The sequence below is a fragment of the Bradyrhizobium sp. genome, assembly GCF_022844465.1.
Taxonomy (GTDB): domain Bacteria; phylum Pseudomonadota; class Alphaproteobacteria; order Rhizobiales; family Xanthobacteraceae; genus Bradyrhizobium.
The window spans coordinates 288,774-307,278 of record NZ_JALHLP010000002.1 but is presented as its reverse complement, the minus strand read 5'-3'; the positions used below and the strand labels follow the sequence as shown (position 1 = coordinate 307,278).

Here is an 18,505-nt window from a genome sequence, read left to right as displayed (position 1 = left end):
GAACGGCTTCGAACTTTATGTGTTGCCTTGGCAGTGCCTTGGCCGTCTCCTTGGCCAAAGATGGGGAAAACAGCCATGTCACCGGTCTCGCTGCTGCTCAACATCCTCTGGATCGTGCTTGGCGGCGCGTGGATGGCGTTCGGCTGGCTGGTCGCCGCCGTCGTCATGGCGATCACGATCATCGGGATTCCCTGGGCGCGCGCCGCTTTCAACATCGCCGCCTACACTTTATTCCCGTTCGGCTTCACGGCGGTGGCGCGCGACGCCTATACCGGGCAGGAAGACATCGGCACCGGACCGCTCGGCCTGATCGGCAACATCATCTGGCTGGTGCTGGCGGGATGGTGGCTGGCGCTCGGGCATGTCGTCACGGCGGTCGTGCTGGCCGTGACGATTGTCGGGATTCCCTTTGCCTGGGCGCACCTGAAGCTCGCCGGAATAGCGCTTTGGCCGATCGGCAAGATCATCGTGCCGGCATAGCCGGCGGCGAGGTCAACAGGCGGCTTAGCGCAAGGCCGCCTGCTCGGCCGGCGGCTTCAAGCGCTCGAACTCGGCATCGCTGATCTCGGTCTGCGCCACCAGCACGCTGCAGCGCAGGCGCTTGACGAGATAGCTGCCGATCGAACCGAACCAGCGCGCCAGCGTCCCCTGCGGGCGATGCCCGACCACGACCAGATGCGCGCCGATTTCCTCGGCGACCTCGGCAATCTTCTGCCCGGCGTCGCCGACCTCCAATCGCGAGGTCGGCGAGAACCCCAGCGCCCTGAGGCGCTCGGCGCCCTCGTTCAGGATCGACCTGTAGTCTTCGGTTTGCAGTTCGATCGGGATCGTCAACCCGGCCTCGGGCGTCATGATCGAGGAAACCTCGACCACCGCCAGCAGGAAAACCTCGGCGCCGCAGAGCTGCGCGAGTTTCGCGCCCTCCCGCAACGCGCGCCGGCCCTCGACCGAGCCGTCATAGGCCAGAAGAACCTTCTTATACATCGCACGTCCCCATCGATGGCGAGAAGATCAACGGGCGAAGACTAGCATCAATTGACGACAACGGATCAGTTTTTTGGCGCGGCGAACCGGCGTTTCCTGCCGCCGCCGTCGTCTATTCATCCCAGGCTCCGTGTCACGTCGCCTGGCCGGCGTCCCGACGCCCTGCCAAACTCAGCCGGACAGTGCATGGTGCGGCGTTTCGGCGACACGGTGCGTCCGGCCTGGCGCCGAATTTCCGGTGGCGAGTATCGCCGCGATGGCCGGATGGCCCGCCGCCTCCAGCGCCGTGATGGCCTGCCGGGCCCACAGGTAGGACGCGTCGAAAATCTCGGTATGGAGGTCGAAATCCGTCACGTCGATGCCGTCGGGCACCGGCGGCCGCATCACCGCGTCGGAAGGCCCGGCCGGCAGCGTATCGTAGCGCTGGTGCGCCACCAGGCTGCGCCACAACACGTTGACCGCGCTCGGCGCCGCCGGCAGCAACTTCTTGCGGAACGGGGTCAGCATCGCCGCGATCAGCTCAAGCCGTCCGGGCAGCGCGTCGTAGTCGACATCGAACATCTCGGCCGCCGGCTCGCCGAAATGCACGACCAGGTTGGGCCCGCTCTTGAGCTGATGCATCGGCGCCAGCGGGACGTTGTCGATCAGGCAGCCATCGACCAGCATCGCGCCCTCGCTCGTGTAGAACGGCGGCAACAGCCCGGGGATCGCGCTCGAGGCGCGCACCGCCTGCCAGAGCAGGCCGGTGCGGATCAATTCGAGATTATGGGTCGAAAGATTGGTTGCGACCGCCGCGAACGGCCGCCAGCAATCCTCGATCCGGCAGTCGCGGCCATATTGCTCGGCCAGCGCGCGATCGAACGCCTTGTGGTCCAGCAGCGAATAGCGCGGCCAGGTCGGCCGCCGCAGGCTGCGGCTGCGGACGAAGATCTCGTGGGTGCCCTGTTCGAGATGTTCGGCCTCAAGGTTCTTGGCGAACCCCGCCGCCATCGCCGAGCCGACGCTGGTGCCGACAAAGATGTCGAACATCGCGCCGCGCTCGCGAAACGCCTTGTAGATTCCGACATGCGCCGTGCCAAGGCTGCCGCCGCCGGCGGCGACGAACCCGATGGCCCGGCCGGACAGGAACCGGATCAGGCTGTCGATGTCGAGCTGGTCTTCCAGCGCAACATGGTGGTGCATGAAGACCGGCAGCCGCGCCAGCCAGGCCGCGGTGCCGCTGACTTCGCCGCGGCGCTGGTCGTGAACGCGAACAAGACGCCGCGCCGCCGCCGGATGAACTTCGCAGGCGAACGCTTCGAGCTCCGTCAACGCCCCCGCGGGCGCCTCGCCGCGGCAGGCGAGCACCACCATGTCGGCCTGGCGCACCGCCTTGCGCGCCCACACCGAGGCCTCGCGCCCGGCGAGGTAAACCACCAGCGGGGCGACGTGCTCGAGCTTGTTGAGCCACTCGGTGACCTCGGGCGCATCGAGTTCGCGCCGGGGAAACATCGCCCGCAGCCGCGCGGAATCGACGATCTCGGCGCCGACCGCGGCCAGGCCCTCGCGCATCCGGGAATCGAACGCGGCCGGTAACGGTTCGAAACCACCCTCGATCAAGGCCACCGTCCGCGCCTTCGGCAGCGCGCGCACCGGCGTCAGCCGCGCGGTTTCCCTGGCGAACCGCCGCGCCAGCGCCGCCAGCAGCGCCTCGACGACGGCGGGCGCTTCCTCGGCGAGCTTCTGGTAGGCCGCGCGGGTCAGCACCATGACGCTGGTGTCGCGAATGGCGATCACGTCGGCGGTGCGCGGGATATTGGCGAAGAAGCCGATTTCGCCCACCAGTTCGCCGGCGCGAAGCTCGGCGAGCGGCTCGACGTCGCCGCTGCGGCGCACCGCCAGCGCGCCATGCAGCACCATGAACAGGGCGTTCGACGGGCCGCCCTGCGCGACCAGCATCTCGCCGCGCACGAGGTCCTGACGAACCATGGCGTTGAAGGCCTTCAGCCGCTGCTCCGGACTGAGCGTTCGCAGCAGCGCGAAGTCCTCCATCACGTTTCCCCACCCAAGCGTCGGACTAGGTTCACTCATTGGCGACATCAGGTTCGATTTCACCCGCCATGTTAGCGCTGCGCGGGGCGTGCGGCGAGCGATATAAGCCGTTTCAAGCCCTGTCCGGCCGTTGCCGCGAGCTCGGTTGAGCCGGCTTCCGGCATCGGGCGCATTGAGGCCCAGATTGGCCTCTAAGAGCCTTGCGATATCCATCTCGCCGGAACCTTCGCGGCGCACTCCTGTTGACGACAGCCCCACCCATGGAAAGAGAGCCAACATGAAGAAACTTCTGTTCGGACTGTTAGTCACGTTGCCGCTCGGGTTCGCGACGCAGGCATCGGCGCTTCCCTCGGGCATCGACACGCGAACTCTCAACGCCGCATTGGCGTCGGATACGATCGAGATCAAGGGCGGGCACGGACGTGGCCGCGGCCATGGCTGGAAACGCGGTGGCGGCCACAAGGCCTTTGGATGGAGCCGGGGCCGCAAGGTTGGCTGGCGTGGACGCGGCTGCCCTCCCGGCCTCTGGAAGCAGGGCCGCTGCTGAGGACGCTTCAGGCGGGACTTCAGCGAAACCGAGCGAGATGCCTCGAAACTTCCCGACCGGAAGGATTGGTCTTCTGCCCACGATTCATCGCGGGCGGGAGATTCGATCACCGGTCAGGCGGGTCACCACGTCAGGTCGTGCTACGCAGGTCGAAGCCCCCAACTGGCCGTTGCCGCCACCCGGCCAATCGGCTAAATGAACCCCCGTTGCACCCGTAGCTCAGCTGGATAGAGCGTTGCCCTCCGAAGGCAAAGGTCACACGTTCGAATCGTGTCGGGTGCGCCAAGTCGTTACAAGACTGCGAACGCCAACAGCCAGCAACTAACGAGATCAACAACCGTCGCAGCGGCGCCGCAAGCGTGATCCATCACAACCGCGATCCATCAAGAGTGATCCATCATGGCTGAAGCCGATCTCGACGCCGTCATCCGGCAAATCGCCAAGGCGCAGAACAAGAGCCTGATGGCCGCCGTCAAGAAGCGGCGCGACCAGATCATGGCACGCGCCGCCAAGGCCAAGGACAAGGCGTCGCGAGACCAGTACCGGCTGATCGCGAAAAGCACGATGGCGCTCGGCGCGGCCGCCGCCAAGCGGCTGCAAAACTCGGCCCACAACGCCGCCGACAGTTACGCGCGCGCGATCAGGAACGCGACTGAGGAAGCGGCCAAGAAGCCCGTGAAAAAGCCCGCCGCGAAGAAAGAAATTCAGCCTTAAGCGCCGAGCATTTTTTTCAGCTTCAGCACCGCGCTGTCCGGCGTGGTCAGCACCGTGAGCCCGGTCGCCTCGGCGACCATTTCCGCTGCAGGCGCCATGCTGTACTGGGCGAGCGCGATCAGGTCGCAATCACGCAGCTGCCGCGATGCCTCCACCACCAGCCGGTCATGGGTGGCGCGGTCGCCGCGGTCGAGCGCGGCGAGCGCGCCTTCTGCCAGCTTCGGAATGACCTGGACCGAGGCCGGAAATTCCAGCGGCATCGAGACCAGCGTCGGCGCGAATGTCGACAGCAGGCCGACCTTGCGGCCACGTGCGGCAGCCTGCTCGATCATCGCCTCGTTTGGCTTCAGTACCGGCATCGGCGCGTGTGCGCGCGCGACCGCCTCGATGCAGGGACCGAACGCCGAGCAGGTGAACAGGATCGCATCTGCGCCGGTGCCGGCGGCGTAGCGGCCGAGCCCGAGGAAGCGCGCTGTCATGGCATCCGAAAGCCCGCCGTCGCGCGCGAGATCGGCCGACAGGCTGTCGTCCAGCAGATTCATCAGTCGCGCGTCCGGCCAGAACCGGGCGAACGAGGCTTCGATCGGTGCAATCGAATGCTTGAGGGCGTGGACAAGCGTGATGCGCATGTCCGCAGTCTGGCCGTGGCTCGGGTCGTGTCAACCCGCGCCACGGCCGAAACGCCGATCAATACTCCCAGTGGGGGCGCACCCGCCGCTGTTGTGGCGGTCCGAACGCCACGCGCGGATTAACGTTGCAATAAAGGGCCCGGCCGGACGCCGACGCCATGCACTGGGCATACGTGCTGTACGCGCACTCGCCGGGAATGCCGATGCCCCGGCCCTGGAGGCAATAGGGATAATCATAGGCCGCCGCAGGCGAGCTGCCCGCGACCGTGGCCGCTGCCAGCGCCAATGCCGCCAACATTGCATTACGCATCATCGATCTCCTTCACGCGACACGACAGCCGCGTCGCAAACAGCCATAGAAACACCGGAGGCGCGCCAGAGTTCCGTGAGGAAGATCACTGTACTTTCTCGACCTTGGCTTCCTCGATGACTTTCCGCCACTTCTCGGTTTCGGCTGCGATCATTGCAGCGAACGCTTCCGGCGGACCGATCAGCGGTTCGCCACCAAGGTCGACCAGGCGCGCCTTGATCGCGGGCTCGGCGAGCACCGCGTTAACCTCCTTGTTCAGCTTGTCGATGATCGCCTTCGGCGTGTTCTTCGGGACGCCCATGCCGAACAGTGCGCTGGCCTCGAAGCCCGGAATGGTGTCGGCGAGAACCGGCACGTCAGGCAACAGCGACGACCGCGCCGTGCTGGTGACGGCCAGCGCCCGGACCGAGCCGGCGCGGACATGCTGGAGGATGGAGGGCATGTTGTCGAAAATCAGCTGCACCTGGCCGCCAAGCAGGTCGGTGATCGCGGGCGCCGCGCCGCGATAGGGCACGTGCTGCATCTTGGCGCCGGACATCGCCATGAACATTTCGCCGGACAGATGCACCGAGGTGCCGTTGCCCGAGGACGCCAGGTTCACCTTGCCGGGATTGGCCTTCACATAGGCGATGAACTCGGCGACCGTCTTGGCCGGCACGTCCTTATTGACCGTCATCACGTTCGGCACGCGGTTGAAGGCGGCGACCGGCGCGATGTCGCGAATGACGTTGAACTTCAGATTGGCGTAGAGCGAGGCGTTGATGTAGTTCGCAGGATTGACCAGCAGCAGGGTGTAGCCGTCGGGCTCGGCGTTGATCACCGACTCGGTGGCGATGTTGTTGCCGGCGCCGGGCTTGTTCTCGATCACGAATTGCTGGCCGAGCCGCTCCGACAGCCGCTGTCCGAGCAACCGCGCGATGATGTCGGTCGCCCCGCCGGGGGGATAGCCGACGACCCAGCGCACCGGCCTGGTCGGATAGTCCTGCGCCGAAGCACCGCCGAGCGGCGCGGCGGTGGAAAGGCCGATCGCGGCCAGGCAGATCAGGGTGCGGCGAGAAATCATGAAAGCTTCTCCTTGGCGGCCGGGTCCAGCGCCCGGTCCATTTCTATGCGGTTGCATTGAACGGAACAGGGCGAGGTTGTAACAAACAAGCGCCGATGCGGCCAGTGCTACAGCGTCGCGCCGATTGCGACAGAAGGACAAGATATGCCTGTCAAGGTTACCGCGCTCGATCATATCGTCATCAACGTCGCCGACGTGGCGCGTTCCGCCGATTGGTACCGGAAGACCCTGGGCATGGAAGTCAGGGTGTTCGATCCCGGCGGGGGCAAGACGCCGCGGACCTCGCTGCTGTTCGGCAACCAGAAGATCAACGTGCGGCCGCGCGACGCTGACAAGGTCGAGTGGTTCACGGCGGACCACGAAACCGCGGGAAGCGACGATCTGTGCTTTCTGACATCGAGCACGCCGGATCAGGTGGTGGCCCACCTGAAGGCCAACGGCGTCGCGATCGAAGAAGGCCCGGTCGCCAAGCAGGGCGCCCGCGGCACGCTGCGTTCGGTCTACTGCCGCGATCCCGACGGCAGCCTGATTGAGATTTCGTCGTATGAGTATGGCGGAGGTTAGCCCACCCTCCCCGTCATTGCGAGGAGCGCTAGCGACGAAGCAATGACGCGGAGAGAATCCCGTCCGCAATTCCCGATTTGCTCCTCGCGTCATCCAGTGGCAGAACTGCTCCCAAGCAAGATCAAGGCAGACGATAGATCTGCACGGGAGAGAACCATGCCCATTTCACAGACCGCGCCGGGCGTCGTCGGACCATTCGCCGGCCTCGACGTGCCATGGCTGCTGCGGATGCGCGCGGAGAGCCGCCGCAACCATCCGTTCCTGATCTGGGAGCCGTTCGAGGGCCGGGGACGGAGCTGGACTTACGGCGAATTTCACGAGCACGTCGGCCGGCTTTCCGCCGGCCTGGTCCGGCGCGGCGTCAGGCCCGGCGAGTATGTGCTGATCCATCTCGACAATTGCATCGAGGCCATGCTGGCCTGGTTTGCCTGCGTCGAACTCGGTGCGATCGCGGTCACCACCAACACACGCTCGGCCGCGGCGGAAATGGAATACTTTGCCGGTCATTGCGGCGCGGTGGCCGCCATCACCCAGCCCGCCTATGCCGGGTTGGTCGCGGCCCATTGCCGTGGCCTGCGCTGGATCGCGGTGATTTCGCATGACGCCGGCGTCGCGCCCGCGCAGCCTGTGCCGCGCGGCGAAAGCTTCGAAGCCTTGTTCGGCGACAGCGCCGACCGGCCGCACCGCGCGATCGATCCCGCCGCGCCATGCAGCGTGCAATATACTTCGGGCACCACGTCACGGCCAAAGGCGGTGCTATGGACGCATGCCAACGCGCTATGGGGCGCCAAGATCAACGCCGCGCATGAGGACCTGCATGCCGGCGACGTGCATCAAACCTATCTGCCACTGTTTCACACCAATGCGCTGGCCTATTCGATGCTGGCGACGCTATGGGTGGGCGGGTCCTGCGTGATCCAGCCGCGGTTTTCCGCCAGCCGGTTCTGGAACGTTGCGCTGGCGCACGGCTGCACCTGGACCTCGACCATACCCTTCTGCATGAAGGCGCTGCTGGAACACGAAATCCCCGACAATCACAAGTTCCGGCTCTGGGGCACCGCGGTCTCGGAGCCGCCGCCGTTTGCCGCCTTCGGCATCAAGATGATCGGCTGGTGGGGGATGACCGAGACCATCACGCACGGCATCGTCGGCGAGGTCGACCAGCCGAATACGCCGATGTCGATCGGCCGCGCCGCGCCGGAATATCAGATCCGCGTCATTGAAGACGACGGCGCGGCGACGCCGGTCGGCGGCACCGGCAACCTCCTGATCAAGGGCATCCCCGGCCTGTCGCTGTTCGCGGAATACCTCCACAATGAAACAGCCACGCGCGACAGCTTCGACGAGCACGGCTATTTCATCACCGGCGACCGCGTCACGCTGCTGGAAAACGGCTTCATCCGGTTCGGCGACCGCGCCAAGGACATGCTGAAGGTCGGCGGCGAGAATGTCGCGGCCTCCGAAATCGAGCAGGTGATCGCGGTGCTGCCCGGCGTGCGCGAGGCCGCGGTGGTGGCCAAGAAGCATCCGATGCTGGACGAGGTGCCCGTCGTCTTCATCATCCCGCACGCCGGGGTGGCCGGCGCGCCGGCCGACCTGCACGACACCGTGATGGCGGCCTGCCGCGCGGCGCTGGCGGACTTCAAGGTGCCGCGCGAAATTCACCTCGTCGACGACATGCCACGCTCGACGCTGGAAAAGGTGGCGAAGGCCGAACTGCGAAAGATGCTGGGATGACAGCAGGAAATTGAAGGAGCCAGCTTCGCCTGATCGATCCGCGTAACGACGTGCAGGCTCCGAACGCTTCAAAAGCTCAGTAGTGTCCGAGCGCGACCGGGCGAAACGCGTGCAGCAGGTGCTGGTCGAGCTTGTCGCTCATCTCTTCCATCAAGGCGAAGGCCCGGGAGTGGGTGAACGGCAGCCGGTAAGCGCGCTGCTCGACCAGCGCCGCGTAGATGTCCGCGATCGTGATCATGCGCACGATGTCGCTGATCTGCTTGCCGCGCAGTCCGTCAGGATAGCCGGTGCCGTCGAGAAATTCATGGTGGTGCAGCACCACGTCGAGCATTTCGGGTGGAAAACCGCCTTGCGCCGCCAGCGCATCAAAGCCAAGGCGAGGGTGCTGGCGCATCTGCTCCATTTCCTCGTGGGACAGCGCGCCCGGCTTGTCGAGGATCGCCACCGGAATGAACGCCTTGCCGACGTCGTGCAGCAACGCCGCGCGGGCCAGGCGGCGCTGGTCGTGATCGCGCATGCCCAGATGCTGCGCGTAGCCCACCGCAAAGCCGGTGACGAACAGGCAGTGGCGGTAGCTTCCGGTGTGATGGCAGCCGACCGCGGTCAACCATTCCCGCAACGACGAATGCTTGATCGCTTTGAGTATCCGGTTCTCGGCTTCGGTGATGTCCGAGAATTTCAGGGGAGCGCCGGCCGGGAGCCGCTCGAAAATCTTGACCATGACGGCATGCGCCGCCTCGACGCCCCTGTTCAGGGTCTTACCGCGATCGCTCTCGTCGTAACCGTCGCTGTCGGGAAACGCGGCGCGTATCCGCTGCAGAATACCCTGCGCGTCGAACGGCCTCGCGATCGTATCGGTCGCGCCGAGCGCCCAGGCCTGCATCGACCCATGATGCAGAGCGTCGGCCAGCACGAACAGCCGCGGCACCTCGCGGTAGGCATCGGCCCGCAACCTGTTGCGCACGACCTGCACGCTCTCGGTCGAGCGCAGGTTGATGTCGACCACGATCCCCGCGAGATCGCGCGTCGGCCGGTCCGGAATGTCCGAGGTCGCGATGGTGTCGACCTGCCCCACGGTCCGCAGGATGCCGGCCAGTTCGCTGCTTTGGTCGCTTCTATCCGAGGCCAGCAGCAGCCGGCGTTTGGTCGGTGTCTCTTTGATTGCGGATGTCATGTGACCCCAGGACGTACGGTGGCGACCTGAGGCCAAGGCTACCGGATTAACCGTTCCATACAGCTTAAGGGGTATCGTGAACGACCGATTACCGGCAACATTAGGGTTTTGTTGATCAGGCCCGCCGTCCCATCGACGGCGGTTACCGCCACCAATGCGACCGGGTTCGGCCGTAAGCATCATCCAGACGCCATGCTTGTCCGTTGCGGCAGGATTTGGCGCGGCCTTTTCACCCGGTCTCGATGAGGCAGGCCCGTTTCGGCAATTCCCATCGGCGAACGTATCGGGCTAGGATGGCGCAGCCACGCCGAAACAACGCATCACCGCACCGGGAAATCGCAATGCCGACAGTCAATCGCGACGGGGTCAACATCTATTACGAGGTCCACGGCTCCGGCCCGCCGCTGTTGTTGACGCACGGCTATTCGTCGACCTCGGCCATGTGGCAGGGTCAGATCGCCGCCCTGTCGAAACATCACAAGCTCGTGTTGTGGGATATGCGCGGCCACGGCCAGTCCGACTACCCCGATGATCCTTCAGCCTATAGCGAAGCGCTGACCGTTGGCGACGTGGCGGCGCTGCTCGACACCGTCGGCGCCGACAAGGCGATCGTCGGCGGGCTTTCCCTGGGCGGTTACATGTCGCTGGCATTCTACCGCGCCCATCCCGACCGCGTCCGCGCGCTGCTGATCATCGACACCGGCCCGGGGTTCAAGAAGGACGAAGCCCGCGAGGCCTGGAACAAGCGGGCCTATGAGACCGGCGACCGCTTCGAGCGCGAGGGGCTTGAAGTGCTGAAATCGGCCAGCCGGGAGCGATCCAGCGTCTCTCACCGCGATGCGTCGGGGCTGGCGCGCGCAGCGCGCGGCATGCTGACCCAGCGCGACGCCCGCGTGATCGAATCCTTGCCCGATATCAAGGTGCCGTCGCTGGTCGTCGTCGGCGCCGACGACACGCCGTTCCTGGCCGCATCCGACTATATGGCAGCCAAGATTCCCGGCGCCCGCAAGGTGGTGATCGCGGCCGCCGGTCACGCCGTCAACATCGACCAGCCGCAGCCCTTCATCGACGCCGTGCTGCCGTTCCTCAACGGTTTGCAAACCATGCCGCCGGCAAAGGCGGCGTCATGAGAATATTCGGCGGAGTTATCCTGGCGCTGATCGCGATCACCCAGGCCGGCGCGCAGCACCCTACCCCGGCCGGCGGTCATCTGCTGCCTCCCCTCACCGCGACGCTGTCGAACACCACACCGCTGGCATTCGGCATGGAAGCGGAAGACGCCGCGCGGGCGCTGGGTACGCCGCTCAACTACGTCGGCGGCCGACGGGGCGAAGAAATCTACCTCGCGTTCCGCAACATCGGCGGCAGCGGATTGTTCTTCAGGAAGGACCGGCTCTATCTCCAGTTTCGCAACGGCAGGCTTGCCGGCTGGAAAGGCGACTGGGGCCACAATTGGATGTGGCAATAGCAACCGCTTCGCCCCTCTTCGCATCACCGACTTCCAGCAACCCTCGAACACGAACGGATGATCCATGGGACAGTATATCAGGCTGACGGCTTCGGATGGTTTCAAACTGGGCGGTTATCGTGTCGATCCTCCACGTCAGCCCAAGGCGGCCATCGTAGTGATCCAGGAGATTTTTGGCGTCAACCACCACATCCGCGCGGTGTGCGACCGCCTGGCGAGCGAGGGCTACGCCGTAATCGCGCCGTCGATCTTCGACCGCATGCAGCCCGATTTCCAGTGCGGCTATTCCCCGAACGAGATCGCGACGGCCCGCAAATTCATCGCCAATCCAGATTGGGACGCGATGCTGCGGGATACAAAGGCTGCGATCGACGCGGTGAAGGATATCGGACCGGTCGGCATCATCGGCTTCTGCCTCGGCGGCAGCATTGCCTACGCCGCGGCAACCAAATTGTCGGGCCTGTCGGCGGCCGTCGGTTATTATGGCGGTGCGGTGGTTCGCTTCGCCGACGACAAGCCGAGCGTTCCGACACAGCTTCATTTCGGCGAAAAGGACGCGGGCATACCGCTGGGCGATGTCGAGACCATCAGGGCCAAGCGACCCGATGTCGAAATCCACGTCTATCCCGGCGCCCAGCACGGCTTTCACTGCGACGAACGGGCGAGCTACGACAAGGCGAGCGCCGACATCGCCTGGCCGCGCAGCCTGGCATTCCTGGCCAGGCATCTAGGAAAATAACGCTCTCCGCCGTCATTCGGAGATGCGCGAGGCGCAAGCCCGGGATCGGCGGCCTGCTTCACTCGCCCTTGACGCCGACCGCCTTGACGACATCCGCCCAGCGCGCGTGATCGCGGCGGAGCGCGGCCTCGAACATTTCCGCCGTTCCGCCGACGGGCATGAGACTGAGCGCCTCAAGCCCCGCGACGCCCTCGGGTGAGGCGATAATGCGGGCCAGCTCCGAGGAAAGTTTCGCGACGATGTCCTTGGGAGTCGCGGCCGGCACGAAGATGCCGACCCAGCCTTCCGCCTCGAATCCCTTGTAACCGAGTTCGGCAAGCGTCGGCACGTTGGGCAACTGGGTCCGGCGCTTTTCGCCGCCGATCGCCAGCGCCCTGACCTTGCCTGCGTTGATTTGAGCGCCGGCCGTGGTCAGATCGACGAAAGCGGCCGTCACCGTATTGCCGAGCAAATCGTTCAGCAGCGGCGCCGAGCCACGATAGGGAACGTGGATCATGTCGATATTCGCCACCTTCTTCAGCAACTCGCCATAGAGATGGGACGTCGTCGCGTTGCCGAAGCTGCCATACGGCAATTTACCAGGATTGGCCTTGGCGAGATCGACCAGTTCCTTGACCGACTTGACCGGCTGCGCCTCGGGAACCGTCAGTACGACAGTCGATAGTGCGACCTGGGTAACCGGCGCGAGATCCTTGAAGACGTCGTAGGGAAGCTTCGAAACCAGGCTTGGCGCCTGGATGATCTGGGTGATGGCGATCAGCACGGTATAGCCATCGGGCGCCGCCTTTGCGACGAAATCATTGCCGACCACCCCGCCGCCGCCGGACTTGTTTTCCACGACGACGGTTTGCTTCCACGCTTCCGAAAGCTTGTTGGCAAGCAGACGGGCCGAGACGTCGGTGGCTCCACCCGCAGGATAGGGCACCACAAATGTTATTCGCCGATCCGGATAGGACTGCGCCGATACCGGATGCGACAACGCGCACAGCAACATCGTGACGGCAATGGCGAGCCGGGCGGCCGCAGGCGCTCGCGCCAGGTTGATCGGCAAATGACGGTTCATGGTCGTTCTCCGGATTGCAGGCACTTGACCGACAGGCCGGCGCGCCTCGATAGAGACGGCGTTCTACATCGCTCGGGCGTGGCTTGGAACATGGTTTCGTGCGCTGCAACCCGATAGCGCTGATTCATCGCAACCCGGGACGATCCCGGGATTGGCCCCCGGCTAGAACCAGCGCTCGCCGACCAGCACGGTGTCGCCGGGGCTGATTGGCGCCCCCGGCGGAACCACCAGGCGCGCGGTTCCCGACGCATCGGCGTGGGTGACCGTGACGCGGTCGCGGCGTGCGCGCGGCGAGAAGCCGCCGGCAATGGCGACCGCGCTCTCGACCGTCATGTTGGGCACGTACGGATATTGCCCTGGTGCGGCGACCTCGCCGAGGATGAAGAATGGACGGTATGCTTCGATCTCTACCGCGACCGACGGATCCCTGATGAAGCCGCGACGCAGCCTGGCGCCAATCTCTGCCGCCAGTCCCGCCGTGGTGCGCCCGCGCGCCGGCAGTGAGCCGATCAGCGGCATGGTGATCGAGCCGGCGGCATCGATCGCATAGGTATTGGTAAGGCCGTCCTGACCATAGACCATCACGCGAAGCTTGTCGCCGGCATCCAGGTGATAGGCCGCGTCGGAGCGCGCCGGCGCAGCTGCAGCATGGGTTATGGGCGCGGCAACACCGCCAGGCGTTCTTCGCGATGCCGACGCAAAGGCGGAGTGAGGAACGCCGGCGGCGCCGCCGTCAGGCTGAGACGGCTGACCATGTGGGTGGCCATAAGCGATCGAATCGAGGTCGCCTCTTGTTGCTGTCGCCACCGGACCGGTCGTGCGCATGCATCCCGACAACGCGAGCGCCGTCATGATCGCAGTGATCGGCAATCGAAACGCGCACGCAGGCCGCACCGGAGTCATCCCTCAAGCCGAGACAGCTCCAATCTTGCACCGGGTATGGTTAACAAATGGTTTTGGCTCTGGGCCGACCCAACTTCAAACCGCGACGGTATTGCGATCAGGCGGTAACGCCGAAGCCGACCGGGCATGACACGCCCGTTCCGCCCAAACCGCAATAGCCCGCCGGATTCTTGGCGAGATACTGCTGATGATAGTCCTCTGCGAAATAGAACTCGGTCGAAGGCGCAATCTCGGTGGTGATAACACCGAGACCCTTGGCAGCCAGCGCCTTCTGGTACATCGCTTTCGAGGCATCGGCGGCTTTGCGCTGCGCATCACCAAAGGTGTAGATTGCCGAGCGATATTGGGTGCCGACGTCGTTGCCCTGGCGCATGCCCTGCGTCGGGTTGTGGTTTTCCCAGAATGTCCTCAGCAGCTGCTCATAGGAGATTTTCTTCGGATCGAACACGACCAGCACCGCCTCGGTGTGACCTGTGCCGCCCGAGCAAACCTCTTCGTAGGTCGGATTGGGGGTATGCCCGCCGCCATAACCGACGGCAGTCACATGGATGCCCTCGCCCAGTTCCCAGAACTTGCGCTCCGCGCCCCAGAAGCAACCCAGCCCGAACACTGCCTGCTCAAGTCCTGCGGGATAGGGTGGCTGTAGTTTGCGGCCGTTGACGAAGTGGGTGGCGGCCGTGGCGATCGGGGTGGCGCGACCCGGCAGCGCTTCGGCGCGGCTCGGTAACGCAGTGGTTTTGCGCATGAAGAACATAAGACACCTCCGGGCGGGATATCGGCCGAGTCGCCGGTTGCACTGACATACTCTTATATATGACCTTATATATATACGCTCCTTACGCCGGATGCGGCAGCCCGTTGCGCCATCCCCGCCAAACCATCTTGGTCAGTCCCTGGAATAGCCGATCAGCGGCTTGCGCGGCCTAAACAGCAGCATCAGCAGGATGCCTGCCACGCCCAGCACGGCAAACACCGGTTGGTCCAGCAGCACCTTGACGATCCCGTTCCAGAGCCAGGGCGCGGCGCCCTCCACCCAGGTCCGAAACGCCAGCTGGCTGGATTGATGGATGTCATTCCAGAACTGGCCAAACCGGGTGAAACGCAGGACTTGATCGGCGACGAAACGAGCGCCGTCGTAGACCATGAAAACAAATCCGCCGGCCAGCAGCAGCAGGCCAATCAGCCGGAAGAAACCGCGGATCATGCTTCACCCTATCCAAGTAGTCGCCACGAGGCGTCAGCCAATACCGGGGGCATGCCGGAAATTCAACCTTGCCAGCGCTTTATGCGGCGTTTCGGCCGCCATTACCGCCGTTCTGACGAGGTCGAAAGCGTTGACGGTGCCGGACCTGCCCTCTATAAGAACCCCAATGGCGGCGGGCGCAATCCCGCCGCCGCTGTTCTTTGAGCCGCGCCGCCAGGGAAGCATCTTGGCTCCCGACCATGGCATCCTCAAGAACAAGCTGGAAAAACGCAACCTACGTCGATCACGAAGTTTGAAACGGCCGGCGCGCTCAAGCCGACCACCCGGGCGACGACAGCCGAAGGATAGTTGAGACATGGCCAATACCACTTCTGCCAAGAAGGCGACTCGCAAGATTGCCCGCCGCACCATCGTGAACAAGTCGCGTCGCACCCAGATGCGGGGCGCTGTTCGCACCGTTGAGGAGGCGATCAAGAGCGGCGACCGCGATGCAGCACTGAAGGCGATGGCGCAGGCGGAGCCGGAATTGATGCAGGCCGCGCAGCGAAACATCATTCACAAGAACAATGCGAGCCGGAAGGTCTCGCGCCTGACCCATCAGATCGCGAAGCTCGCGAAGTAACTCCGAGCCAATCGCCATACGTCCAAAGCCCGGCCTCGCCGGGCTTTTTCTTTGTCGCCTGTTGCAATCGCATCTTCGCTGGGAGCCCTGCTTCGCGTCGGGCCTCCTTTGGTCCGTTTTTATTCGGAGTGCAGTCATGTTGCACCGGCGCTGCTATGCGCATTTGCGAGGAGCAGGAGCGCCGACCGGATCGGCGAAGCGTGTCAGCGGATTCCGTCTGCGGCAGCGGCGCGGGAGTTACCCTGAAAAACAATTCCGAAAAACTTCGTGCTGCTAGTCACTTACTCCCATAGCGAGTGCAAGCGGTTTGAAAACGGGTCCGACCGACCGCGATTGTAACGGTTTCATAAATTTTTTTGCGACTGCAGCATAAGTTGTCATGAAAGCTTACTGCCTGCGATTCTGCATGCCTATTCAAAAACTTGGTGTTGGGCTTCCCCGGTGCAGCGTTGCAACACCTTCGAAGAGTCACGCGTCAATCTCGAATCACCGATTGTCAGAAATCACCCGTGGTGTATTCCTTAGTCGTTCGCGACGCTCGAGGCTCTTCTGACCAGCGCGGTTTGAGACCCAAGAGCGGACGTGCAAATCGGCGGCGGTGTGCGCGTTGGCGACGCTTTCCAAGCGGTGCGAGGTTGATAACTCATAGCGATATGGGGATGGTATCTTTCTGTCTGAATTCCTGGCGCGACGATCACGTTTCGCTCGCTTGGATTGAAGGAGCAAGAAATTGCCGACAGCAACGACACTCAATGGGAACGCGCAGCTCGCGGACGTGTTGAAGGCGACAGACTGGGGTTACGCGGCGGCGGCAGCGCCGGACATATTTGATGTTTGGTGGCGGCGGACTGGCTTTGGAAACACTTACGATCTGATAGCTCAACGCGCGCTTTCGCGGTGAGTGGGGGAGGTAGTATGCTTTACGGAATCATCGCGGCATCCGACACGCACATTTCTACGGAAACCACATCGGCGCCCCTCATCCTCGTTTGCAGTCCGCCTCCCACGCGTGCTCCGGAAAGACCGTCGAGTAAGCGCTGACCTCGCGGAAGCCTCGCAATTATCCAGACATCGATTTGAGCAACGGCGTTTTCGCCGGACGCTGGATCGCGCCTGGAGCCCGGCTTCGCGGTCACGTCCGGCAGGGATTCTGCATGATGCGTTCGCGTGGCACCTTTACTCTTTTAGAGAAGTTTGCAGACGATGAAAAATACCGAACAAGATCGCTGGTCACGGGTGAAGGGACGGTTGCGGACAAGTGTCGGAGAGGACGTCTATACCAGCTGGTTTGCGCGCATGGACCTGGAGGGCGTACAAGACGAAAGCGTCCAGCTTTCGGTTCCGACCCGGTTCCTCAAGAGCTGGATCCAGGCGCATTACGCCGACCGGGTTCTGACCTGCTGGCAGGCGGAGATGCCGGAAGTGCATCGAATCGACCTGACGGTGCGCACCGCGATGCGATGCGCTCCGCCCGCAAAAGAAGCCGCGCCGGCCGAGCAGCGCCGCGTTGAGCGTGCCGACGGCCGGCCTGCGCCTGAATTGCGCGCGGTCGCGACCGCGCCGGTGTCTGCGAACCATGACGCCCTCGGCGGCTCGCCGCTGGATCCGCGTCTGACCTTCGCCAGTTTCGTCATGGGCCGCTCCAACACGCTAGCGCACGCGGCGGCGCGTCAGGTCGCCGAAGGGCGTCGCGGCGATCCCGTCATGTTCAACCCGCTCTACATCCACGCCGGCGTCGGCCTTGGCAAAACCCATCTCTTGCAGGCGGTGACGTGGGCCGGTAATTCCGGGAATGAACGCAAGGTGCTCTATCTCACCGCCGAGAAATTCATGTACGGCTTCGTCGCCGCGCTGAAGACGCAGACGGCGCTGGCCTTCAAGGAAGCCCTGCGCGGCATCGACGTGCTGGTGATCGACGATCTGCAGTTCCTGCAGGGCAAATCGACCCAGGCCGAGTTCTGTCACACGCTGAACGCGCTGATCGATGCCGGGCGCCAGGTGGTCATTGCCGCCGACCGCCCGCCGTCCGATCTGGAAAGCCTCGACGACCGCGTTCGATCGCGGCTGGCCGGCGGCCTCGTCGTCGAGATGGGCTCGCTCGGCGAAGAACTGCGGCTCGGAATCCTGAAGTCGCGGGTGGCGGCCGCCCGCGCGCATCATGCCAGTTTCGACGTGCCGGAAACCGTGCTGGATTATCTGGCCCGCACCATCACCCATAATGGCCGCGATCTCGAAGGCGCGATCAACCGCCTGCTGGCCCATTCCAAGCTCAACGCCCAGCCGGTGACGCTGGAAATGGCCGAGCGCGAGGTCCGCGACCTGATCCGGCCGCAGGAGCCCAAGCGGATCAAGATCGAAGACATCCAGAGGGTCGTGGCCCGGCAATACAATGTGAGCCGCTCGGACCTGCTGTCGTCCCGGCGCACCGCAAACGTGGTGCGACCGCGCCAGGTCGCGATGTATCTGGCGAAGACGCTGACGCTGCGCTCACTGCCGGAAATCGGCCGCCGCTTCGGCGGACGCGACCACACCACGGTGCTGCACGCCGTGCGCAAGATCGAGGGCCTGGTCGCCAGGGATACGGCGCTGTCCGAGGAAGTCGACTCGCTGAAGCGGCAGCTGCAGGAATGACCCCGCCGAAATAGGCTGATTTCGCCGCATCCCCTCGCGCAACTCGCGCGGGGGGGAGGACCGCTTTTGGCATTTTCTGCGCCAAAAGTGGGGGAACGGGGACCTGCTCCCTTGCACCGGCG

The 18,505-nt window shown here is 64.3% G+C and carries 21 protein-coding genes and 1 tRNA gene; 11 read left to right on the top strand and 11 right to left on the bottom strand.

The genetic code is table 11. The features are described from left to right. The first annotated feature begins 75 nt into the window (after positions 1–75). The gene (locus tag Q0D31_RS07710) at positions 76–480 is read left to right on the top strand and encodes a YccF domain-containing protein (protein WP_291847870.1); all 405 of its coding nucleotides are present in this window, start codon (positions 76–78) and stop codon (positions 478–480) included. Between the two features lie 24 nt (positions 481–504). Here Q0D31_RS07710 and Q0D31_RS07705 read toward each other — a convergent pair whose 3' ends face one another. Together Q0D31_RS07705 and Q0D31_RS07700 are read right to left on the bottom strand one after the other, a co-directional pair. Next, positions 505–984 (bottom strand): universal stress protein, encoded by a 480-nt coding sequence (locus Q0D31_RS07705; RefSeq protein WP_291847867.1) that lies wholly within the window; start codon positions 982–984, stop codon positions 505–507. A 171-nt stretch (positions 985–1,155) separates the two neighbouring features. Continuing rightward, on the bottom strand, positions 1,156–3,054 hold the full coding sequence (locus tag Q0D31_RS07700; RefSeq protein ID WP_291847864.1) for a patatin-like phospholipase family protein: 1,899 nt from the start codon (positions 3,052–3,054) through the stop codon (positions 1,156–1,158). 238 nt (positions 3,055–3,292) lie between these two features. Between Q0D31_RS07700 and Q0D31_RS07695 the strand changes: the two genes are divergently transcribed. From Q0D31_RS07695 to Q0D31_RS07685, 3 genes are all read left to right on the top strand, one after another. Next, entirely contained in the window at positions 3,293–3,562 is a 270-nt protein-coding gene (locus Q0D31_RS07695) for a hypothetical protein (RefSeq protein WP_291847861.1), read from the top strand. Positions 3,563–3,770: 208 nt separating this feature from the next. Continuing rightward, positions 3,771–3,847 (top strand) — tRNA-Arg (locus Q0D31_RS07690). 114 nt (positions 3,848–3,961) lie between these two features. Then, the gene (locus tag Q0D31_RS07685) at positions 3,962–4,276 is read left to right on the top strand and encodes a hypothetical protein (protein ID WP_291847858.1); all 315 of its coding nucleotides are present in this window, start codon (positions 3,962–3,964) and stop codon (positions 4,274–4,276) included. Here Q0D31_RS07685 and Q0D31_RS07680 read toward each other — a convergent pair. The 3 genes from Q0D31_RS07680 to Q0D31_RS07670 form a co-directional block, all read right to left on the bottom strand. Then, positions 4,273–4,905 carry an aspartate/glutamate racemase family protein gene (locus Q0D31_RS07680; RefSeq protein WP_291847855.1) on the bottom strand — a complete coding sequence of 211 codons (633 nt, stop codon included), beginning with the start codon at positions 4,903–4,905 and terminating at the stop codon, positions 4,273–4,275. The genes Q0D31_RS07685 and Q0D31_RS07680 overlap by 4 nt on opposite strands. A 58-nt stretch (positions 4,906–4,963) precedes the next feature. After that, positions 4,964–5,203: a DUF3551 domain-containing protein gene (locus Q0D31_RS07675; RefSeq protein ID WP_366518507.1), complete on the bottom strand. Its 240-nt coding sequence runs from the start codon at positions 5,201–5,203 to the stop codon at positions 4,964–4,966. 97 nt (positions 5,204–5,300) lie between these two features. Then, entirely contained in the window at positions 5,301–6,278 is a 978-nt protein-coding gene (locus tag Q0D31_RS07670) for a tripartite tricarboxylate transporter substrate binding protein (RefSeq protein WP_291847849.1), read from the bottom strand. A 144-nt stretch (positions 6,279–6,422) separates the two neighbouring features. Here Q0D31_RS07670 and Q0D31_RS07665 point away from each other — a divergent pair, with 144 nt between their 5' ends. Both Q0D31_RS07665 and Q0D31_RS07660 read left to right on the top strand, forming a co-directional pair. Continuing rightward, on the top strand, positions 6,423–6,842 hold the full coding sequence (locus tag Q0D31_RS07665) for a VOC family protein (RefSeq protein ID WP_291847846.1): 420 nt from the start codon (positions 6,423–6,425) through the stop codon (positions 6,840–6,842). A 156-nt stretch (positions 6,843–6,998) separates the two neighbouring features. Next, positions 6,999–8,579, top strand: coding sequence for an AMP-binding protein (locus Q0D31_RS07660; RefSeq protein WP_291847843.1), 1,581 nt, complete (start codon positions 6,999–7,001; stop codon positions 8,577–8,579). A 76-nt stretch (positions 8,580–8,655) separates the two neighbouring features. On the opposite strand, the gene Q0D31_RS07655 is transcribed toward Q0D31_RS07660, so the two are convergent. After that, positions 8,656–9,753 (bottom strand): HD domain-containing phosphohydrolase, encoded by a 1,098-nt coding sequence (locus Q0D31_RS07655; protein WP_291847840.1) that lies wholly within the window; start codon positions 9,751–9,753, stop codon positions 8,656–8,658. Positions 9,754–10,094: 341 nt separating this feature from the next. On the opposite strand from Q0D31_RS07655, the gene Q0D31_RS07650 reads away from it, so the two are divergent. The 3 genes from Q0D31_RS07650 to Q0D31_RS07640 all read left to right on the top strand — a co-directional run bounded on the left by Q0D31_RS07650 (position 10,095) and on the right by Q0D31_RS07640 (position 11,960). Next, the gene (locus Q0D31_RS07650) at positions 10,095–10,883 is read left to right on the top strand and encodes an alpha/beta fold hydrolase (protein ID WP_291847837.1); all 789 of its coding nucleotides are present in this window, start codon (positions 10,095–10,097) and stop codon (positions 10,881–10,883) included. Then, entirely contained in the window at positions 10,880–11,221 is a 342-nt protein-coding gene (locus Q0D31_RS07645; protein WP_291847833.1) for a hypothetical protein, read from the top strand. The genes Q0D31_RS07650 and Q0D31_RS07645 overlap by 4 nt, the downstream gene beginning before the upstream one ends. Positions 11,222–11,285: 64 nt before the next feature. Next, entirely contained in the window at positions 11,286–11,960 is a 675-nt protein-coding gene (locus Q0D31_RS07640; protein WP_291847830.1) for a dienelactone hydrolase family protein, read from the top strand. 58 nt (positions 11,961–12,018) lie between these two features. Here the strand turns inward: Q0D31_RS07640 and Q0D31_RS07635 are convergent, their stop codons facing one another. From Q0D31_RS07635 to Q0D31_RS07615, 5 genes are all read right to left on the bottom strand, one after another. Next, complete coding sequence (locus Q0D31_RS07635) at positions 12,019–13,023, bottom strand: tripartite tricarboxylate transporter substrate binding protein (protein WP_291847827.1); 1,005 nt, start codon at positions 13,021–13,023, stop codon at positions 12,019–12,021. A gap of 162 nt (positions 13,024–13,185) precedes the next feature. After that, on the bottom strand, positions 13,186–13,926 hold the full coding sequence (locus Q0D31_RS07630; protein WP_291847824.1) for a polysaccharide biosynthesis/export family protein: 741 nt from the start codon (positions 13,924–13,926) through the stop codon (positions 13,186–13,188). Positions 13,927–14,023: 97 nt separating this feature from the next. Further along, the gene (msrA, locus tag Q0D31_RS07625) at positions 14,024–14,680 is read right to left on the bottom strand and encodes a peptide-methionine (S)-S-oxide reductase MsrA (RefSeq protein ID WP_291847822.1); all 657 of its coding nucleotides are present in this window, start codon (positions 14,678–14,680) and stop codon (positions 14,024–14,026) included. Between the two features lie 132 nt (positions 14,681–14,812). Then, complete coding sequence (locus Q0D31_RS07620) at positions 14,813–15,130, bottom strand: hypothetical protein (protein WP_291847819.1); 318 nt, start codon at positions 15,128–15,130, stop codon at positions 14,813–14,815. Positions 15,131–15,163: 33 nt separating this feature from the next. Beyond that, entirely contained in the window at positions 15,164–15,487 is a 324-nt protein-coding gene (locus Q0D31_RS07615; RefSeq protein ID WP_291847816.1) for a hypothetical protein, read from the bottom strand. Here Q0D31_RS07615 and rpsT point away from each other — a divergent pair. Together rpsT and dnaA are read left to right on the top strand one after the other, a co-directional pair. Further along, entirely contained in the window at positions 15,486–15,752 is a 267-nt protein-coding gene (gene rpsT / locus Q0D31_RS07610) for a 30S ribosomal protein S20 (protein ID WP_291847813.1), read from the top strand. The two genes, Q0D31_RS07615 and rpsT, sit on opposite strands and share 2 nt — an antisense overlap. A gap of 1,203 nt (positions 15,753–16,955) precedes the next feature. Next, positions 16,956–18,383 (top strand): chromosomal replication initiator protein DnaA, encoded by a 1,428-nt coding sequence (gene dnaA / locus Q0D31_RS07605; RefSeq protein WP_291847810.1) that lies wholly within the window; start codon positions 16,956–16,958, stop codon positions 18,381–18,383. Positions 18,384–18,505: the final 122 nt, after the last annotated feature.